Consider the following 19,170-nt stretch of genomic DNA (forward strand, 5'->3'; position numbering starts at 1 on the left):
GTGCTGGCCGAGAACGACAGTGTGACCGCTGAAGTCACCGGCGGAGACACTGCAGGCAACGCCTACAGCGCCGACGCCGCCCGTGACTACGGTGTTGATGCAGCCCCAGAGGCTTCGGGTGGACAAGTAACCGGTGAGGAAGACACCGCTTTAGTACTAAAATGGAGTGATTTTAATATAACTGACGATTCACCTGCTGGTGAGCAGGGAATTGTAATTACTCAGTTGCCAGCATCGGGAACATTGGAGTTCCAAGATGTTAGCGGGCAGTGGCAGAGTGTGGCTGAGGATGCAAGCTTCTCCAGAGCTGAAATAGATGCTGGACAACTGCGCTTTAAGCCAACTGCGAATGAGTCAGGCTTCGACAGCTATGGTGGTGAGGGGGTAGGGAACCAGGAAGCTGACTATGCTCAGTTGAAGTTCCTACCCACTGACGCTCAAAATGAAGGAACTGAAGCTACTCTCACTATCGACATTAAGCCTGTTGCCGATGCCCCTGCGGTCTCAGTGGCGCTGGGTAACACACTTGAGTCTGTACGTGCCTCAGTTATTACTGTTGAGCATGGCAACGCTACTATCACCATTGAGGGCACTGAAATCAGTGCAGTAGGAATCAGTGGTCAGGTTATCAAGCCGCCGTTTAGTGACGGCAATCTAAACCCAGGTAGCGCCAATAACACTAACGGTGGAGATGTTATTGCGCTCATCGGTGACTTCAATAAGCTGGTGAATGGCAGCCAAGCGGTTAACTCGATCAATGGTGATGACAAAGATTATATTTTCTTAAACAAACCGTTGACGAGTTATGCCGTTAACCTGGGCGAGCTACATCAAAACTCTGGTTATGACGGAACTATCACCGATTTGGCTACTGGTGTGACAATTAGTGTCAATAACATTCGTGGAATTATATTTGGCGATGGTTCCACTATGTTGCCAACCGACGCTACCACCACGATTACCCAGACTGGCTACGATATTATCGAGGTCGAACTCTCTGCTCTGTTGACTGATACTGACGGCAGTGAGGTACTTTCGGATGTTGTTTTAACGGATATTCCTGCAGGAGTGGTGCTCACTGGAGAGGGCGTAGTTAGCCAATCGGATGGCAGTTGGCTGGTGACTAATCCTACTGGGGATAGCATTGCCCAGTTGATGTTGACGATGAAAGTACCTGTGAATGCTGGAGCTTTTGATATAACGGCTACGGTAACTTCAAGCGAGGTATATAAGGATGCCGCTGGAAGTCAGCAAGTCATAGACACTGAAACAAGCACTGATACCACTGCAGTGGAACAATACAACATTGTGGTAGGTTCGCCAGGCGGTGATACCATCACGGGTACCAGTGCAAACGACATTATTATTGGTGATGTTGCTGGTCTGCAATTAGTGCCAGGTGAGAACTACAATTTGGCGTTTATGGTAGATACATCGGGCAGTATGTCGAATGCCGATATTGCTAATGCCAAGGCATCACTGACCGAAGTGTTCAATACACTTCAAGAGAGTGTCGGCGAGGATAATGCCGGCACAGTAAACATCTTCTTGGTAGAGTTCGATACCCAGGCAGGAAGAAATGTCAGTGTTGATCTGTCGGATCCACAAGCGCTGTCAAAGCTGCAGTCAGTGTTAGATGGATTCCAGCAAGGTGGCGGTACCAACTACGAAGACGTCTTTAAGGCGACGGCCAACTGGTTCTATACGGACTCTGTCCAGGCCAATTCCGGCACTAACCTGACCTATTTTATAACCGACGGTTTACCGACATATTTCCAGGCTAAGGAAAAAGAGAGCGCGGTGGTTGGCTCCAAAGGAGGGAATCGCTGGAACCTTAATATCGATGATATTGATTACACACCTGGCCAAGCATACTCAATGAATATCGATGGTCAGATGAGAGAAGTCATTGATACGAGTGGCAATGTGCAACAGTGGACTCATAGTTCTGGATGTGGCGGTGGAAGTTGGAGTAGCAGTGTTATTGGTCAGGTCAGGCCCGAGGGCGACGGAACATACGAAATTTCAGAACTTGCTGGCGACGGCAGAAGTACTACGCAGACGGTTGTACAGAATTCATTGGAAGCCTTTGCACTGCTGGACGGTAAGTCCTCGGTCAATGCAATTGGCTTGGGTGACAGCTTGAACGAAAGTAGTCTTCAGGCATATGACTCTGATGGCATCGTTCAGTCGAACATCAATCCGGAACAGCTCGCTGATGCTATTCTTGGTGAAAATGTTCAGTTGCCGTCTGGCAATGACACAATTTCCGGTGGTGAGGGCAATGATATTCTGTTTGGAGATCAGGTCACCTTTGCTGGGATTGAAGGTAACGGCTTGCCCGCTATTAAGGCTTATATTGCAGGCCAGTTGGGTCTCGCAGACTCTAACCAAGTTACTGCGGAGCAGATTCATACATACATCACCGATAATCATGGAGAGTTTAATAACTCCACGGGTACCGTCGGTAACGATATCCTGATCGGCGGTGATGGGGATGACATTCTATTTGGGCAAGGTGGCAATGACACGCTGGTAGGGGGGGCTGGTGATGACATTATGTATGGCGGTAACAGCGCCAATACCTTTGTATGGGAGTCGAGCGATGAAGGTTCTGAGCAGACACCTGCTGTGGATCAGGTCATGGACTTCAATATGGGGCAGTTTGGCGCCGACTCCACGGCAGATCGACTGGATATAGCAGATCTGCTGCAAGGGGAAAATGCGGAAAACATGGATCAGTACATTAAAGCAGAGCAGCAGGGCACTGATACTGTATTACATGTCAAATCTGGCGGAGGGTTGGCTGAAGATGGTAGTAATGCGGATCAGCGCATTGTATTGAAAGATGTTGAGATGCCACAAGGTGGCAGTTCTTCAGACTTTATACAAGGTATGTTGGACGATGGCCAACTGAAGATAGATCAATAATTAATACTACTGAACGATAAGAAATGCCCCACACTCTGCGTGTGGGGCTTTTTGCGATTGTGAAGGGGGAAATATGTACTTTGATGAAATACAGCTTCTGCGCTGGATGAAAGGCGATAAGTTAGCAGTCGAATATATAGAAATGATTTGCGATGTTGCTCATAAATGGGACGATTTAATTGATAAAGATAAAGTGCTCAGTGACGACGAAATTAATAAGCTCTTTTTTGATGTGCTGATTAAACTGCCAAGAAATACTTTTTATCGTAAGAATTTTGAACACTTGAACTCAGTGTTAATGAACGCTATTTCGAATTGGCAAATTGCGACGCAAATGGAGCGTGAGGGTGGCGATTATGAAAAAAGTATTGCCTTTATTTTGCGATCTTCCTATGTTGATCTGATTACGCAGGCAGCTTTGCTGTGTGGAGGTAATCAGTGGGCTAGTAAAGTGGGAGTCGAGGCACGTTCGATCACACATAGCGAAACCTACGAAGGATATTTGAAGAATCTTGATCTTGAGAAAAAATCTAGAACATCGCAAAAGTAGCTTTTAACGTAAGTTAGAAAATTATGGCTATATATAATGGGGTATAGATAATGCTCTACATAAAACGCAATACATCCGGCGAGATCGTGATGCTCAGCAAAGAGCCAACGCCAGAGTGCACTGAAACAATTGCCCAAGATTCACCCGAGGTGCTAGCGTTTCTTGCCGACCAGCCAGGCTCTTCAGCGCACTTTATTGCCTCTGACTTAGCGTTTGTCAGGGTGGTCGAAGATATTCTTGAGGTGTTGCTGGACAAGGGCGTTATCACGTTCACTGACCTGCCAGAAGCTGCGCAGGCCAAAGTGATGGAGCGTAAGTCGTTGCGGTCAAAAAATGATGTGGGCTTGCTTAGCGACGACGATACTATCTAGAACGACGTTACTATTTAGGAAGACCATATATCTAGGTCATATATCGCAGCCGTTTAAGTCTATGCGTTAAACGCGTATGCCTGGCCCGGTGGCACCATCAACCCCCACACGGAACAGGCAGGCGATCTCCTCATCGTCTGCAACACCTTCTCCGATTACTTGAATGCCCAGCGAATGGCAGAGCGTGGCCATTCCGCGCACGATGGTTTGCTGCTCATTTGAAACATGCAGCTGGTGAATAAGGCTGCTATCCATTTTTAGGTAAGCAAGCCCTACATCGTGCAAATCCGCCAGTTTGGTGAACTCTGCGCCCACGTGTTCGATGCCAAAGGTGCATCCCAATGGTCGTAAGGCAGTACACAGCCCTCGTAAGCTGCCAATCGCGTGGGTGCTAAGTGTAGCGGGCACTTCAAAGCAGAGCTGTTTGGCCAGCAGTGGGTGTGCTACCAGCAGTGTCCGCAGATCGTTAACAAACTGGGTATTAGTGATTGATGCGGCGGAGAGGTTGATCCCGACCGGCTTAAGATCCTCTTCCAGGTTAGTGAGTGCTTTTTTCACCACGGCTAAGTCGAGCGCAGGCTCCATCTCAAAGCGGGTTATCCAGGGGATAAAGACACCGGCGGTTTGCCATTCACCGCCGAGCAGTAAACGGGCAGGGCACTCGTAATGGATGATGTCTCCGTGGGCATCGACTACCGGGAAGTATGCCAATTCTGGGCCAACTAGGATCGCGGCTTCCAGTGCGCTCCGCCACTCGGCATGGCTGCTATAGAGTGAGATACGCTTGCGCTGACGCACGACTACCTGTTCAAAGGACGTCAGGCTTTCGGCTTGTGCCAAAGCGTCATCCAAGGTGGCTAACAGTGTGCCGCGCTCATCGTGCGGTGCATAAGGCACAATGGCTGTCGGTAGATAAATTTCGACATCAGGCTGCGTGGCGGCTACCTCGCCCAATGCTGCCATCACCTGGATTCTGAGTTCCTCAACATCATCCATCAGCGGCAGCATAAAGATAAAATCACTACCGTTAAGGCGGCCTACCATCGGTTCTTCCGACGCATTGTCCAATAGCCCCAGCTGGGTAACCAGTGTACTTAACAGCTGGTCGGTGGCGGCGTAACCAAGCTGCTCGTTTAGGGTCTCTAACGCCTGAACGCGTACCATGATCAGCATGCCCGTCGCGCGGGCATCTTCACTGCCCAATTGAGACGAAAGCTTGCCCATAAACACATCGCGGTTCAGCGCGCCGGTGACACGATCATGCTGTAAATGGCGGCGTAACTCGTCCAGCTTATGGCTTTCGTGACTGAGCATCTGATGGACATTGGCAGACAGCACGTTCATTGCTTGGGTGACTTGGCGTAATTCCAGCGTGCGTGGCTCTTTAATGGTGGTAAACCGCCGCGCGCTGATATCTTGCGCCTGAGTAACAACGCGGGAAAGCGGGTGCTTAATTCCCCGGACGATCACGGTGGCAATCGCTAAGCTGATCACCCCTGCAAGTAAAAACCAGGCGGCAAGCTCGAGCATGCTGCGCCATAAAGAGGTATAAGCAAAGCTGTGCTGGCTCTCAAGCTCCAACGTGCCGTACTGCCGCCAGCCGTCTTGAATCGTCGCTATGCCGCTTGGCACCTCAAACTCAACAAGCTGACGAAACCAGGCAGGCACATCGCCACTATATTCTTCGGCTGAGCGCTCAATAAGCACACTATCGTTCGTGTCGCGCAGGGTGATTTGGCGGTAGTAACCTGTGTCAAATTGAGCTGCGATTAATAGCTCAAGGGTGACAAGGTCTTTATCGAGCTGGCTCATGGAAAGCGCCAGCGCAGTAGCATTGTCTTCATTTTTAATGCGCACTTCCTGCTCTATATAATCGCGACTAGTGGTAATGCTAATGGCGAGGCTACCAATGAACGACAGCAGCAGCAGGGCGATAATGGCAATCCAAAGTTGCTTGATAAGTGACATCGTGCCAATTCCTCTTAAATGAAACCCTGGGTTTGCATACGTTCGATGACGCTGCGCCAGCGTGATAGACGCGCCAACGGATCTGCGCGGGATTCAGATGAACCGCCAGCCCAAAGGCCATCACTATTAAAACTAAACAGTGGGTCGAGATCCGTACGCTGAGAGGCAGGGGTGATGGACGGTACAATATTGTCCAGCACCAGCGGTTCTGCATCGGGGGTTGAGTAATAGCCCAGCACCATATGGGCTTGGGTAATTTGACTACGCCCAATGCGTGCACGGACATAAATCATCCGCAGGTACTGGCTCGTAACGCCCAATTGCTTAAGGGTAATGTACTTGGCGATGGAGTAATCCTCGCAATCACCCTGGCCTTTACCCATCGCTTCCAACGGCGTGGCCCAGAAGTCTTCTTCTCCCCACACCTGGATATCATCTACCCATCGGATGCGACGATTAAAGAAGTCATTAACTCCGCGCAGTTTGGCTTGAATATCTTGATTCTGCAGCTGTTGAAGCAGGGCTAACCACTCCTCTAAAACGGCTAAACCGGTCTGCCCATACTGCTGTTGCATGCTTTGGCGTAAACGTTGCGGGTCAAATGCTGCCGCGGGCGTTGGATGAATGCCAAGACCTGCGCCCAACCAAAGCGCGCCGACAGTTGCTAAGAACTGCCGACGCGATAGTGCAGGAGATAGTGCAGGAGGGCTGTGATCCGAGGATGCAGGCATGAGTCGCCGTTAGTAACCGCCAAATTGAGGTTAAGATTACAAGCTGGCGGGTTGAAGTGCTACACCTCTCAGTCAAAAGAGTGGACTTATTGAACCGCTGCCTGCTGCGTTGCTTCTAGCTGTCGTTCAATCAGGGGTTCAATCAGTGGCGCCAACTCGGGCCACACATTATCCAGAATAATCGGCTGCGCATCGGCGGTAGGGTGGATGCCGTCACTCTGCATTAGCGCCTCGTTGAGGGCGATACCCTCAAGTAGAAACGGCACTAGAGGCACATCGTACTCCTCTGCCAGGGAGTAAAAGACACCGGTAAACGCATCTCGGTACGCTTGACCATAGTTGGGCGGAATATCGATGCCTAGCAGTAGCACCTGAGCGCCTGCTTGTTGGCTCTGCTCAATCATAGTGGCCAGGTTTGCCTGCATTTGATTCGGCGGTAGGCCGCGCAAACCATCGTTACCGCCCAGTTCGATGAGAACAATATCCGGCTGCCGCTGTCCGATAATATTCGGGAACCGTTGTAACCCCCCGGACGTCGTTTCACCGCTAATGCTGGCGTTAATGACTTGTGCATCGCCTTCCAAGCGCTCTGCCAGAAGGTTCACCCAGCCCTCATTACGCTCTATACCGTAGGCGGCGCTTAAGCTATCGCCCATCACCAGCAGGGTGGGGCCTGAGTTTGTGTCTGCGCTGACAGGCTCTGCGTTGATAGACCCGGAGGCAAAAGTGACTATCAGCAGCACCAGCCATGCGGTTACCATGCGGTTCAGTCCATGCCATGCCATAGGGATGCCACGCTTCATGTCTTACTCCTCAAATTCCAGCTCCTCAAATTCAAGCTCCTCAAATTCAAGCTCCTCAGATCAAACTGCGAATGCAGCTATCGATAAAACAACGTCAAGCGAGTCACCTCAGGGTGAGCGCAAGCCTACTACCGACAATCAAGCGGTCAACGATGTTCCCCACAGCGCTATTAGGACACCCGTACTCCATGCTGACAAATTATCTAAAAAGGTCACCAGCGGAGAACGCTCGCTCACCATCTTACACGACCTATCGCTGAGCGTAGCGGCCGGGGAAAGCGTCGCCATTCTAGGTAAAAGCGGCGCAGGCAAATCAACGCTGCTGGGCCTGTTGGCCGGTCTTGATACGCCAAGCGACGGCGAACTGACACTGTTTGGCCACGCGCTGAGTCGTTTGGATGAAGATGGGCGTGCCGCGCTGCGGGCTGGTCGAGTGGGGTTTGTGTTTCAGAACTTTCAGCTACTGCCCACCTTGAGCGCACTTGAGAACGTCATGCTACCCCTTGAACTGTCGCCGCGCGCCGGGGAGACGAAAACCGCCGCCCAGTGGTTAGCACGTGTGGGGCTTGGCGAACGAGTGGATCACTTACCCAAACAGCTCTCTGGTGGCGAGCAGCAGCGGGTTGCCGTTGCGCGTGCGTTTGTTACCGACCCTGAGCTGGTATTCGCCGATGAACCAACCGGTAACCTAGACCCTGATACTGGGGCGCAAATCATTGATCTACTCTTCACCTTAAACCGTGAGGCGGGCACCACGCTTATTTTAGTTACCCACGATCACGCCCTGGCGCGTCGCTGTGATCGCTGCCTGCGCTTAGATCATGGCAAGTTAGAAGCCGTCCCTGAAAACACCGTACCCACAGCGGCTGCGATTGATGAGGGTACGCAATGAGTGATGTAAATTGGCGTTTGGCGATGCGCAGCCTCAAGCGAGACCTGCGCGCCGCCGATGTGCGTGCACTGTTTATTGCCCTGGTACTGGCCGTTGCGGCCTCCACTATGATCGCGTTTTTTCTCGACCGCTTAGAGCGTGGCTTAGAGCGCCAGGCGGGGCAAATGCTGGGCGGCGATCTGGTGCTGGAACAGCGCGATCCGTTTTCTGCGGAACTGCGCGAGCGTCTTGAGAGCGCGGGCTTTGTCCTTAGCGACCAGATAGATCTGGTGTCGATGATTAGCCGCGATGGTCGCTTCCAGCCAGCCAGCTTAAAAGCCGTCGATGAGGTCTACCCGCACTACGGCGTCTCTTACGTGGATTTTGGCGATGGCACCGAGCAGATTGCCTCTGGCCCGCCGCCTGGAGAGGCATGGGCTGACCCGCGACTGATAGAACTTGTCGAAATCGAACTGGGTGACCGGGTGCAAGTGGGGCAAACCGAACTGACCATTAGCGGAATTATCGAGCGTGAGGCGGATCAATCCGGTGGTTTTGGTAATTTTAACCCCCGCTTGATGATGAACACGGCGGATGTCGAAGCCACTGGCCTGGTGCAAGAAGGTTCTCGGGTTGAGTTTGAAATACTCGCTGCAGGGGCTCCGGCTGCGCTGGATCAAGTACAGGGGCTGCTTGCTGAGCTACGCCGTGATGGGGTAGAGGTGCGCGATGTACGTGTCGACCGCCCACAGCTTGGCAATGCGTTGCAGCGTGCAGAAAGCTATCTGGGATTAGCCGGCTTAGCGGCGGTGCTACTTGCGGGCGTGGCTGTGGCGATGTCTACCCGTCGTTATGTGGAGCGTCATCTGGATACCGCTGCGCTGCTGCGTTGCTTTGGTGCCAGCCAGCGCCAATTAGTGACGATTTTTACCCTTCAGTTACTTGGCTTAGCACTGGTAGCGGCAGTGATTGGGGCGCTACTTGGGCTTCTGGGGCAAGCGGTACTGATTTGGCTGCTGGTGAGCTTTCTACCCATGACACTCCCGCCACCAGGGCTGATGCCACTGGGGCTGGGGGTATTCACCGCGCTTTCTGTACTGGTTGGCTTTGCTGGGCCAACGCTGCTGCGTATCAAACAAGTCAGTGCACTTAAAGTACTGCGTCGTGAGCTTGATCCAATGCCGCCATCGGCTTGGCTGGTCGTTGGCGTGGCGAGTATCGTGTTTGGCGGGTTGCTGTGGCTCTATTCGGGTAGCCTGCCGCTGGCGATTGGACTATTGATCGGCGGTGCGCTTTTACTGGGCGTCCTGTGGATGATTAGCGCGCTGCTGCTGAGCGGCTTGCTGCGGGTTGTGCAGCGGTTCTCCGGACGCAGTGAGTGGTCACAGGCGCTGCGTTTAGGCGGCCGCCAGTTGGCCCGGCGTCGCCAAGCGGGTCTAGGGCAACTGTTGGCTTTCTCGGTGACCTTTTTTGCCATGGCGATGATTGTCTTGGTGCGCGGCGACTTGCTAAGCACCTGGCAGGATCAACTGCCTGAAAATACCCCCAACTATTTTGCCATCAATATTCAGCCTTCCGAGCGTGACTCCTTTGAGGCAGCCGTCTCGCCTCGGGTGGAAACCCAAAGCACCCTCTACCCGATGGTGCGTGGCCGGGTGATTGCGATTAATGATCAGCCGCCGAGAGACGCCGTGCCGCCGGATGCGCGGGGCGATAACTCGTTACGCCGAGAGCTTAACCTCACCTGGCAATCAGACGTGCCAGAAGGTAATGAAGTGGTGGCCGGCGAGTGGTTTTCATCCGCGCAAACTAGAGGAGACGCGAGTCAAGGCTGGATAAGCGCCGTCGATGCAACGCCCCAAGCGGCAACTCAACAAACAAGCCCAGTGCCTATATCGATGGAAGATGGGCTGGCTGAAAGGCTTGGGTTGAGTATTGGGGATGAGATGACGTTCTCGGTGGGTAGCGATGAGATTACCACCCAAATCACCAGTCTGCGCAGTCTCAATTGGGATAGCTTTCAGCCTAATTTCTTCGTCATTTTCCCGCCGGGAGTGCTGGAGCCGTTTGGCCATAGCTACATTACCGCTTTTCATCTGCCTGAAGCGGAACAGGGGCTGATCCGCGAGCTGATCACTAACTTCCCCGGTGTCTCGCTGCTTAACGTGGACGCGATTTTAGGCCAGGTGCGGGATGTGCTCGCCCAGGTTACCCGAGCGGTGGAGTTAGTGCTCGCTCTGGTACTACTGGCAGGCATTAGCGTGTTGTATGCCGCGCTGACCGCAAGTCTTCCGGTGCGCGCCCATGAAAGCGGTCTGCTGCGCGTATTTGGCGCAGGCAGCCGGATGATTTCACGGGTGCAGGGGGCGGAGTATGCGCTATTGGGCTTCGCCAGCGGTTTAATGGGCGCAGTGCTTGCAGAGCTAACCTCGGCGGTGCTGTATATTTACCTACTGGATCTCACCCCGCGTTTGCACCTGGGTCTATGGGTTTTGCTCCCCGTTGGCGGGGCGTTGTTGATCGGCATCATTGGTCACGCGCTTTCGCGTGATCTACGTCGCCAAGCGCCAGCCGCCAGCCTGGGCTTGCTAGGCGAGGCTTAGTGTTGACGTTTCACTTAGTGAGCAATCGCTTATTTGGCGAGCCAAAAACCAACAACGGTAGCGCTGATAACAGCAACAAAAAAGACTAGATTACGGGCGCGGGTATCGCGACGGGGTTTCATAACAGCACCAACCATATAGTGAGGTGAAATATGCCTAGCATGGTAACGTTTGTCGCCTACGCCGTCATCTTACTTGCCTGATGATGTTACTGTTTGTATTGGCTCGCTAGCTGTTTATTCGGGACTGTGAATTATGCCTCCATCTAACTCGACGGCTGTGCGAGCTTATGCGCCGCAGCCGCTTTCACTTGCTCAGGGTCGCTTAGCGGCGTTGAGCTGGGGCCGAACTGATGCCCCCGTTTGGCTTGCTTTGCACGGCTGGCTGGATAATGCGGCCAGCTTTACCCGGCTAGCACCGCTGCTGGTAGAGGCGTTGGATATTCGTCTTGTGGCGCTGGATTTCCGCGGCCATGGCCACTCAGAGCACGTGCCTGAGGGGGGCGATTATGCGTTGTGGGACTATTGCCATGACGTGTTGGATGCGATGGCATCCTTGGAACTGGAGCAAACCAGCTTACTGGCCCACTCCATGGGCGCCGCGGTGGCCTGCTTACTTGCGGCTGCGCTACCCGAGCGAGTCGAACGGTTAACACTAATTGATGGGCTGGGGGCGCTAAACACGCCCACTGATGAGACCGCCAGCCAACTGCGTAAGGGGCTAACCGCCTACCGACGGCCTCTGTCACGAGCGCCGCGCTACCCCGATATCGAAAGTGCCGTCGCTGCACGTGTAGCAGGCGGGGTCACGCCGGTGGATAGCATAACGGCAACGCCACTAGTGGAGCGGAATACCCAACCTACCGCCGATGGTCATGTGCAAATGCGCACAGACAGCCGACTGCTGAAGCCGTCCCTAGTGCGTTTTACACCCGAACAAGTCATTTCACTACTGGCGGAGATTACCGCTCCGCTGCTATTGATAGAAGGTGAACAGGGGATTTTGGGCGAGCGCAAATGGGCCCAAGAGGCGCGACAAGCGGTAAAAGGGTTAACGCGCCAGGTGCTCAAGGGGGGCCACCACTTACACTTGGAGCCCAGGGCAGTGGCGCAAGTCGCCGCAGTTATTAGCGGTCACTGGGGTAACGCCAGTGCTGGCTAGGGAAGGAGCGTAGCATGAACGAATTGGCGCATTTGAACAGTGGTGGCAGTAGTCGTGGTAATAGCAGTGGTAATAATAGCAGTGGCAACAGTAGTGGCCATAAGGTCGCACTGGTGCTGGGTAGCGGTGGTGCCCGCGGTTATGCCCACATCGGCGTGATTGAAGCGCTGGAGGCGCGAGGGTTTGAAATCGTGGCCGTATCTGGATGTTCAATGGGGGCGGTGATTGGCGGGATTTATGCCGCAGGTAAGCTGCCTGAATACCGTGATTGGGTGTGCCAGCTAGACTACCTGGATGTGCTCAAACTGGTCGATGTCACTTGGAGCCCGATGGGCGCGATGCGCGCCAGTAAGGTCATGAGCAAACTGGAAACGCTGGTCGGCGATATTCTGATAGAAGACCTAGCGATCCCCGTCACCACAGTGGCAACTGATTTGGTGCGTCAACGAGAAGTGTGGTTTCAAAGTGGCCCATTGCTGCAGGCGATTCGTGCCTCAATGGCCGTGCCGGGGGTTATAACGCCGGTTCATTTAGGCGGGCAGGTGCTAGTGGATGGCGGACTGCTTAACCCATTGCCGATTATGCCCATGGTAGCTGCCCACCAGGCAGACTTTGTGGTGGCGGTGAATGTGACGGCCCATAGCCCGTTGCCGGTAACCTTAGAGGAGTTACTGCCTGAAGAGGAGGACGCAGTCGATAGTCGCACCCAAAACGAGATCGACCGTGATCAACGCATGGGTAGTTGGATAGGCGATGTGCGCGCCGCTACCCAAAAACTGTGGGCAGGGTTTGGGGCAAATGGTGATGGCACAAACGTGGAGGGCGACGACGAAGAGCTAGAAGAAACCATTGAAGCGCGCGGCAAACGCGAGTGGAGCAAGCTCGATATGATTTTGGAGTCGTTTGATATTACCCAAGCAGCGTTGGCCAAGTACAAGATTGCCGGTTACCCACCCGATGTGCTGATCGAAATACCCAAAACCGTGTGCAGTACTTACGAATTTTACCGAGGTCGAGATTTGATTCGTCTTGGCCGACATTTAGCCGATGAAGCATTGGAGCGGCGCATGCCCGGTATCGCTTCTGACGCTACCGAGTAGCCGCCTATTGGCCCCGTTTGCGCAGCAATATATACACCGCACCGGTGCCACCGTCGATATCAATGGCCGAGCAGAACGCCAGCACTCCCGGCCACTCTCGCAGCCAAGTGTTGGTATGGCTTTTGAGCACCGGAAAGTCCGAGGTGGTGCCCCACGCCTTGCCGTGCACCACCAGCACGCAGCGCAGGCCTTGCCCCGCTGAATCGCGTAGAAAGCTTTCTAACTCAGCGCGTGCCTCCTCCAGCGTATAGCCATGCAGATCAAGCCCTGCCTGCCACGCCGTTTGGCCGCGTTTTAACTGACTAAAGGTGCGCCATGGCAAGTCGGGCACGCTGAACTCTAGGTACTCGGAGGGACGTACGGCTTCCACCCGGCCATCCGAGGTGCGTCCACTAGCCTGCTGCGTGCTGTTCTCAACCGCTGCGGAGCGCCGCGCCTCATGGGCCTTGTTGTCGCGTTTGGGCTTGCCAGGATCGGCCTGATTAGTGGCGATAGGGCGTACGCCCGCCGCCTTTAAGGCGTCGCGGAAGGCACTGATATCGTCATCACTAGGCAGGTGGCGGTGTCGCGTCATGGCAGGCTCGGGTGGCAGAAAAAGTGGTAAAAAAGCTGAATCAGCTAAACGAGCACAGTATAGCGGGCTGAGCGTTGCTGTGAACCGGACGAAGTGAAAGGTACAATCTTTTTATTCGTTATCCGTATAACGCTTTATTGCCATGAGCCTTGTCAATTAGGAGCCGCTGTGACCACGCATCTCAACGTTGAGCACTCACACTCAACCCTTTCCCTGTCGGAGTCGTTGCTGGTGAGCCAGCTGTTTACGCTGCGCGACTACCTGCGCTGGGTCTCCAGCGAGTTTTATCTGGCGGGGCTGCACTATGGCCATGGCACTGACTCAGCCTGGGATGAGGCGGTGGCGCTGTGCCTAGGCGCGCTGCACCTGCCGTGGGATATTGACCCCAGTGTCCTTGAGGCGCGGCTACTTCCCGTTGAACGCCAGCGGATTATTGCTCTAGCGCGGGAGCGTATCACCACCCGCCGCCCGCTGCCTTATTTGCTCGGCGAGAGCTTCTTTGCTGGTCATCCGTTTAGCGTTGATGAGCGCGTGCTGATTCCTCGCTCGCCGATTGCTGAGCTGATTGAGGATGGCTTTGCCGCCTGGTTCCCCGAAGAGCCGCCCGCCAGCGTGCTGGACTTATGCACTGGCTCCGGCTGTATCGGCATTGCCACAGCCCTCTATTTGCCCACCTGCGAAGTAGCGCTTGCTGATATCAGCCAGGATGCTCTAGCCGTGGCACGGCAAAATATTACCCGCCACGATGTGGGCGATCGGGTACGGGCGGTCGAATCGGACGTCTTTAGTGGCTTGGAAGGGCGGCGTTTTGATCTCATCGTCTCCAATCCGCCCTATGTGGATGCCCGTGACCTTGCCACTATGCCCGCCGAGTTTCACCATGAGCCCTCATTAGCACTGGGCGCAGGCAGCGATGGCTTGGATATTGTGCGGCGTATACTGCGTGAAGCGCGGGAACACTTAACCGATGAGGGCTGGCTGATTGTCGAAGTCGGCAACTCTGATCGCCATGTGGAAGAGGCGTTTCCCGACGTGCCTTTCCTGTGGCTTGAATTCGAGCGTGGCGGCCAGGGCGTATTTGCCTTGAGCGTCGCTGAACTCGACGCCCATGCGGCGTCTTTCCTGTGAGGAACTAACCGCCATGTCTGGCAATACCTTTGGCAAATTATTTACCGTCACTACCTTTGGTGAGAGTCACGGCCCTGCGCTCGGCGCCATCGTTGATGGCTGCCCGCCAGGGCTTGAGTTAAGTGAAGCTGATTTACAGCACGACCTGGATCGCCGTCGGCCGGGTAGTTCACGGCATACTACCCAGCGCAAAGAGCCTGATCAGGTGCGCATTCTGTCCGGTGTGTTTGAAGGTAAGACCACCGGTACCTCCATTGGCCTGTTAATCGAAAATACCGACCAGCGCTCCAACGACTACTCAAAAATTAAAGAGCAGTTTCGGCCTGCCCACGCGGATTACACCTACCACCATAAATATGGTCACCGGGACTATCGCGGCGGCGGGCGTTCAAGCGCCCGTGAAACCGCCATGCGTGTGGCCGCCGGCGCAATCGCCAAGAAATATCTGGCCGCCCAAGGGGTGCAGATTCGCGGCTATATGAGTCAGCTAGGCCCGATCAAGATTGAATTCAAACAGTGGGAGTCGGTGGGCCAAAATGCGTTTTTCTGCCCTGACCCGGCGCGCGTAGCCGAACTGGAAGCCTATATGGACCAGCTACGCCGCGACCAGGATTCAGTGGGTGCTGAGATTACCGTGATTGCTGAGGGCGTGCCGGTTGGGCTGGGCGAGCCTGTATTTGACCGCCTGGATGCTGATCTGGCGCATGGTTTGATGAGTATTAATGCGGTAAAAGGTGTTGAGATAGGTGCAGGTTTTGGCTGTATCGCCCAGCGCGGCAGTGAACACCGGGACGAGATGACGCCAGAAGGTTTTCTCTCCAATCACGCTGGCGGTGTGCTTGGTGGTATCTCCAGCGGCCAGCCCATTGTGGCTCGCCTAGCACTAAAGCCGACGTCCAGTATCACCACGCCGGGCCGCTCTATTGATATCCATGGCCAGGCGGTGGAGGTGATTACGAAAGGGCGTCACGACCCCTGTGTGGGTATTCGCGCAACGCCCATTGCTGAGGCGATGATGGCGATTACGCTGCTGGATCACTGGCTGCGCCAGCGCGGACAAAATGGTGAGGTGAGCGTTGATACGCCGCGTTTAACCCAGCGCTAACGCAATACGGTGAGATTTGTAGTTCGCTGCTACACTCAAACAAAACAAATGCATGACGATTGGTCGTGACAAACTGGTCGTTATAAACAGTGCAGGAGACGCCTATGAAGATTAACGTTGAGTTTGATCTTACCCCTGATGAATTTCGCCAATCGCTGGGTCTGCCGGATGTTGAAGCCTTCCAGAAAAACCTGCTGGAAAATATCCAACGGCAAATGGAGTCTGGAGTAGAAGGCTACGACCCCATGAGTTTGATGCGGCCTTTTCTCCAGCAGCCGATGATGCAGCCAGGGCTCTCGCAGGGGTTATCCGAAGGGTTGTCTCAAGGACTAGCGAATTTCGGTACTTATCAGCAAATGATGCTGGACATGCTGCGCCAAGCAGGTACCAGTGGTGAAAAGGCTACAACTGATAAACAAGCGAGTCAGTCTGGATCAAGTAAATCGTCGTCGGATAAAGAGACACCAAGTGAGAAGAGTGCTAAGGCTAACGCCAGCGCCTCTTCCCGCTCTCGAGCAAAAGGTTAGTGGGTAAAAGCGCGAGTCGAAGCATGTTGCAATGCAGTATGGTTAGGTCTACTCTTTTTGCAGTGCAGCAATTTAAGCAAGTCAAGGTTTAGCAAGGCAAGACCCAGTAGAGCAAGACCCAGTAGTGCAATACAAAGAAAGCAAGACTCAGCAAGGCAAGAACAAGCTACACCACGATGAGTCACTCCAAGGCTCATGCCAAGGAACGAAACAGGAGCAGACACTATGCAAGACAATATGATGGACGCCTTTAACGCGCAAACTAAGCAAATGTTTGAGCCAATGCGCAAAATTAATTCGCTGATGCTCAACAACATGGAAAAAATGACCCAGTATCAGCTGGAAGCCATGAAGCGCTACAGCCAGATGGGTACCGAGCGCATTCGTAGCGCGACTGAAATTCAAGACGCAGAAAGCCTGCGTGATTTTGGCACCAAGCAAGCTGAAATGATGAATGAGCTTTCCCAGCAGATGCAGGAAGACGCGCGTGTAATGAGCGAGATGAGCCTGCAGTTCAAGTCTGAAATGGAAAAGATGTTCAGCGAAGCCGGTCAGCAAATGTCCGAGCAAGCCAAAGCGGCTACTAAAGGCGAGCAACCTGCCAAAGCCTCCAGTCAGTCATCGCGTAAGAGCTGATTAGCGGCATCATCGCGGCGCCCAAGGGCGCCGCGATGCATTTGTCGTATTGATTATAACAATCTGGGTCATTGCACCCTGGGTTAGAGCGTTCAGTGCGCCTGCTTACAGGCGTAGGGAGAGTAAGTATGCAGTCAGCGTGGCAAAATCCTTTTCAGACAATGTCAGGGCTATCTGAAAGCCTTTCGCAAGGTTTTTCGAAAGGGCTGGGTCAAGGCGTTCCTGAAGGTCTATCCCCCTCTGAAATCGAAGATTGGAATAATCAGCTTAAAGAGATTAGTGAACAGTACCAAGGATTGATGCAGGATCTGCTTTCCCGTATTGCGCCCAGTGAAGCCGCCGATTCAATTTACAGCGATATGCGTGAAAGCTTTGAGGCGGGCGCGCAGTCGCTAATGCAAAATCCTACGCTGCTGTGGGAGACCCAAACCCGATTACTGCAGGATCAGTGGCTATTGTGGCAACAGGCCATGCGTAGTATGGCCGGTGAACAAGTCAAACCGCTGATTATGCCCGACAAGAGTGATCGTCGCTTTAAAGACGACGCCTGGACGCAAGATCCACACTATATGTCCATCATGCAGCAGTATTTGCTGTTTTCGCAGATGGTGGAAGAGCTGGTTGAAAGCTTGGGTGGCTTGGACGACACCCATAAGCGTAATTTGGGTTTTTATGCCCGCCAGTTGGTCAACGCGATGGCGCCAACCAACTTTATGTCGACTAATCCCGAAGTCATGCGTCGCACCATTGAAACCCGCGGCCAAAATTTGATCGATGGCTTGGAGCGGCTGCGAGAGGATTTAGGCAATTCAGCTGAAGGCATTAATGTCCGCATGACCGATCGCGCGGCCTTTGGCGTGGGCGATAACATCGCCGTAACGCCCGGTGCCGTGGTGTATGAAAATGAACTGATCCAACTTATCCAGTACACACCCACCACGGAAAAGACCTTTAAAACACCGCTGCTGATGGTGCCGCCGTGGATCAATAAGTACTACATCCTTGACCTGCGTGAAGATAACTCAATGGTTAAGTGGCTGGTGGATCAAGGCCACACCGTGTTCTTGATCTCATGGCGTAACCCTGGCCCGGAGCAGCGCGATATCACCTGGGCCGACTATATGCAGATGGGGCCGATTAGCGCGATAGAAGCCATTGAGCAGGCCTGTGGTGAGAAGTCGGTGAACCTACTCAGCTATTGTGTCGGAGGCACGTTGACCGCCTCCACGGTGGCGTACCTCACCAGCACTCGGCGCGGGCGCAAAGTAAAGTCGGTGACCTATATGGCCACGCTGCAGGATTTTCGTGACCCAGGTGACATCGGTGTCTTCCTTAACGAACGAGTTGTTGAGGGAATTGAGCAAACGCTAGAAGCGAAGGGTTACCTTGATGGGCGCTCAATGGCTTACACCTTCAACCTGTTGCGTGAGAATGATCTGTTTTGGTCGTTCTATATTAATAATTACTTGAAGGGAGAAACCCCCGCCGCCTTTGATCTGCTCTACTGGAATACTGACGGTACCAATTTGGCGGCTGGCACACATGCTTGGTACCTGCGCCATATGTACTTGGAAAACCGCTTGGTTGAACCAGATGGTATTGAGCTGGATGGAGTGAAAATTGATCTGCGCAAGGTGTCGGCGCCCAGCTACTTTGTGTCTACCAAAGAAGACCATATCGCCAAATGGAACAGTACTTACTACGGGGCCTTGCTTCCCAAGGGGCCGGTTACCTTTGTGCTAGGCGGTTCGGGGCATATCGCGGGTATCGTCAACCCGCCCCATAAGAACAAGTATGGCTACTGGACGAACGATGCACTGCCGGAAAGTCATGAGGCATGGCTGGAAAGCGCAACGGCTCAGGAAGGCTCCTGGTGGCCCCATTGGCAGGCGTGGATGACCGACAATGGTTATGCGGATAGCGAAAAAATGCTGCCCGTGCGCCAGCCCGGTGACGGAGAGCTCAAGGTGATTGAGCCTGCGCCAGGGCGCTATGTGAAAATGACGATCCCAGAGGTGCTAGAAGAACGCCCGTCTAAACCTTAATCGTCGTCGCTAATGTTTACAAACCAACAAAAAGCCCGCTGATTTTGAACTGCACCCCAAAAGTTG

Annotated in this window: 16 protein-coding genes; 12 read left to right on the forward strand and 4 right to left on the reverse strand. The window is 53.7% G+C overall.

From position 1 onward, the window contains the following. From A6R74_RS23220 to A6R74_RS10545, 3 genes are all read left to right on the forward strand, one after another. Nucleotides 1-2,931: type I secretion C-terminal target domain-containing protein (locus A6R74_RS23220; protein WP_125410294.1), on the forward strand; the 2,931-nt coding region annotated here is incomplete at its 5' end. 73 nt (nucleotides 2,932-3,004) lie between these two features. Then, nucleotides 3,005-3,481 carry a hypothetical protein gene (locus A6R74_RS10540; RefSeq protein ID WP_064234458.1) on the forward strand — a complete coding sequence of 159 codons (477 nt, stop codon included), beginning with the start codon at nucleotides 3,005-3,007 and terminating at the stop codon, nucleotides 3,479-3,481. A gap of 50 nt (nucleotides 3,482-3,531) precedes the next feature. Beyond that, entirely contained in the window at nucleotides 3,532-3,852 is a 321-nt protein-coding gene (locus A6R74_RS10545) for a hypothetical protein (RefSeq protein WP_064234459.1), read from the forward strand. Nucleotides 3,853-3,918: 66 nt separating this feature from the next. On the opposite strand, the gene A6R74_RS10550 is transcribed toward A6R74_RS10545, so the two are convergent. From A6R74_RS10550 to A6R74_RS10560, 3 genes are all read right to left on the reverse strand, one after another. Then, the gene (locus A6R74_RS10550) at nucleotides 3,919-5,820 is read right to left on the reverse strand and encodes a bifunctional diguanylate cyclase/phosphodiesterase (RefSeq protein ID WP_064234460.1); all 1,902 of its coding nucleotides are present in this window, start codon (nucleotides 5,818-5,820) and stop codon (nucleotides 3,919-3,921) included. Nucleotides 5,821-5,834: 14 nt separating this feature from the next. Then, nucleotides 5,835-6,551: a transglutaminase-like cysteine peptidase gene (locus A6R74_RS10555; RefSeq protein ID WP_064234461.1), complete on the reverse strand. Its 717-nt coding sequence runs from the start codon at nucleotides 6,549-6,551 to the stop codon at nucleotides 5,835-5,837. Nucleotides 6,552-6,637: 86 nt separating this feature from the next. Further along, nucleotides 6,638-7,354, reverse strand: coding sequence for an arylesterase (locus A6R74_RS10560; RefSeq protein WP_064234462.1), 717 nt, complete (start codon nucleotides 7,352-7,354; stop codon nucleotides 6,638-6,640). 169 nt (nucleotides 7,355-7,523) lie between these two features. Between A6R74_RS10560 and A6R74_RS10565 the strand changes: the two genes are divergently transcribed. From A6R74_RS10565 to A6R74_RS10580, 4 genes are all read left to right on the forward strand, one after another. Continuing rightward, the gene (locus A6R74_RS10565; protein WP_064234470.1) at nucleotides 7,524-8,246 is read left to right on the forward strand and encodes an ABC transporter ATP-binding protein; all 723 of its coding nucleotides are present in this window, start codon (nucleotides 7,524-7,526) and stop codon (nucleotides 8,244-8,246) included. Continuing rightward, nucleotides 8,243-10,828 (forward strand): ABC transporter permease, encoded by a 2,586-nt coding sequence (locus tag A6R74_RS10570; protein ID WP_064234463.1) that lies wholly within the window; start codon nucleotides 8,243-8,245, stop codon nucleotides 10,826-10,828. Before A6R74_RS10565 ends, A6R74_RS10570 begins: the two co-directional genes overlap by 4 nt. Before the next feature lie 255 nt (nucleotides 10,829-11,083). Beyond that, the gene (locus A6R74_RS10575) at nucleotides 11,084-11,989 is read left to right on the forward strand and encodes an alpha/beta fold hydrolase (protein WP_064234464.1); all 906 of its coding nucleotides are present in this window, start codon (nucleotides 11,084-11,086) and stop codon (nucleotides 11,987-11,989) included. A gap of 14 nt (nucleotides 11,990-12,003) precedes the next feature. After that, nucleotides 12,004-13,089: a patatin-like phospholipase family protein gene (locus A6R74_RS10580; protein WP_240488210.1), complete on the forward strand. Its 1,086-nt coding sequence runs from the start codon at nucleotides 12,004-12,006 to the stop codon at nucleotides 13,087-13,089. A 4-nt stretch (nucleotides 13,090-13,093) separates the two neighbouring features. On the opposite strand, the gene A6R74_RS10585 is transcribed toward A6R74_RS10580, so the two are convergent. Beyond that, nucleotides 13,094-13,663 carry a Smr/MutS family protein gene (locus tag A6R74_RS10585; RefSeq protein WP_064234465.1) on the reverse strand — a complete coding sequence of 190 codons (570 nt, stop codon included), beginning with the start codon at nucleotides 13,661-13,663 and terminating at the stop codon, nucleotides 13,094-13,096. A gap of 168 nt (nucleotides 13,664-13,831) precedes the next feature. On the opposite strand from A6R74_RS10585, the gene prmB reads away from it, so the two are divergent. The 5 genes from prmB (at nucleotide 13,832) to phaC (ending at nucleotide 19,104) form a co-directional block, all read left to right on the forward strand. Further along, on the forward strand, nucleotides 13,832-14,791 hold the full coding sequence (gene prmB, locus A6R74_RS10590) for a 50S ribosomal protein L3 N(5)-glutamine methyltransferase (protein ID WP_064234466.1): 960 nt from the start codon (nucleotides 13,832-13,834) through the stop codon (nucleotides 14,789-14,791). A 13-nt stretch (nucleotides 14,792-14,804) separates the two neighbouring features. Then, nucleotides 14,805-15,896: a chorismate synthase gene (aroC, locus tag A6R74_RS10595; RefSeq protein ID WP_064234467.1), complete on the forward strand. Its 1,092-nt coding sequence runs from the start codon at nucleotides 14,805-14,807 to the stop codon at nucleotides 15,894-15,896. Nucleotides 15,897-16,000: 104 nt separating this feature from the next. After that, nucleotides 16,001-16,423 (forward strand): hypothetical protein, encoded by a 423-nt coding sequence (locus A6R74_RS10600; protein WP_064234468.1) that lies wholly within the window; start codon nucleotides 16,001-16,003, stop codon nucleotides 16,421-16,423. A gap of 225 nt (nucleotides 16,424-16,648) precedes the next feature. Further along, the gene (locus A6R74_RS10605) at nucleotides 16,649-17,059 is read left to right on the forward strand and encodes a phasin family protein (protein WP_035584005.1); all 411 of its coding nucleotides are present in this window, start codon (nucleotides 16,649-16,651) and stop codon (nucleotides 17,057-17,059) included. A gap of 128 nt (nucleotides 17,060-17,187) precedes the next feature. After that, on the forward strand, nucleotides 17,188-19,104 hold the full coding sequence (phaC, locus tag A6R74_RS10610; protein ID WP_064234469.1) for a class I poly(R)-hydroxyalkanoic acid synthase: 1,917 nt from the start codon (nucleotides 17,188-17,190) through the stop codon (nucleotides 19,102-19,104). The last annotated feature ends 66 nt before the right edge of the window (nucleotides 19,105-19,170 follow it).

Origin of the sequence: Halomonas sp. ALS9 (assembly GCF_001651035.1) — a bacterium.
Taxonomy (GTDB): Bacteria; Pseudomonadota; Gammaproteobacteria; order Pseudomonadales; family Halomonadaceae; genus Vreelandella.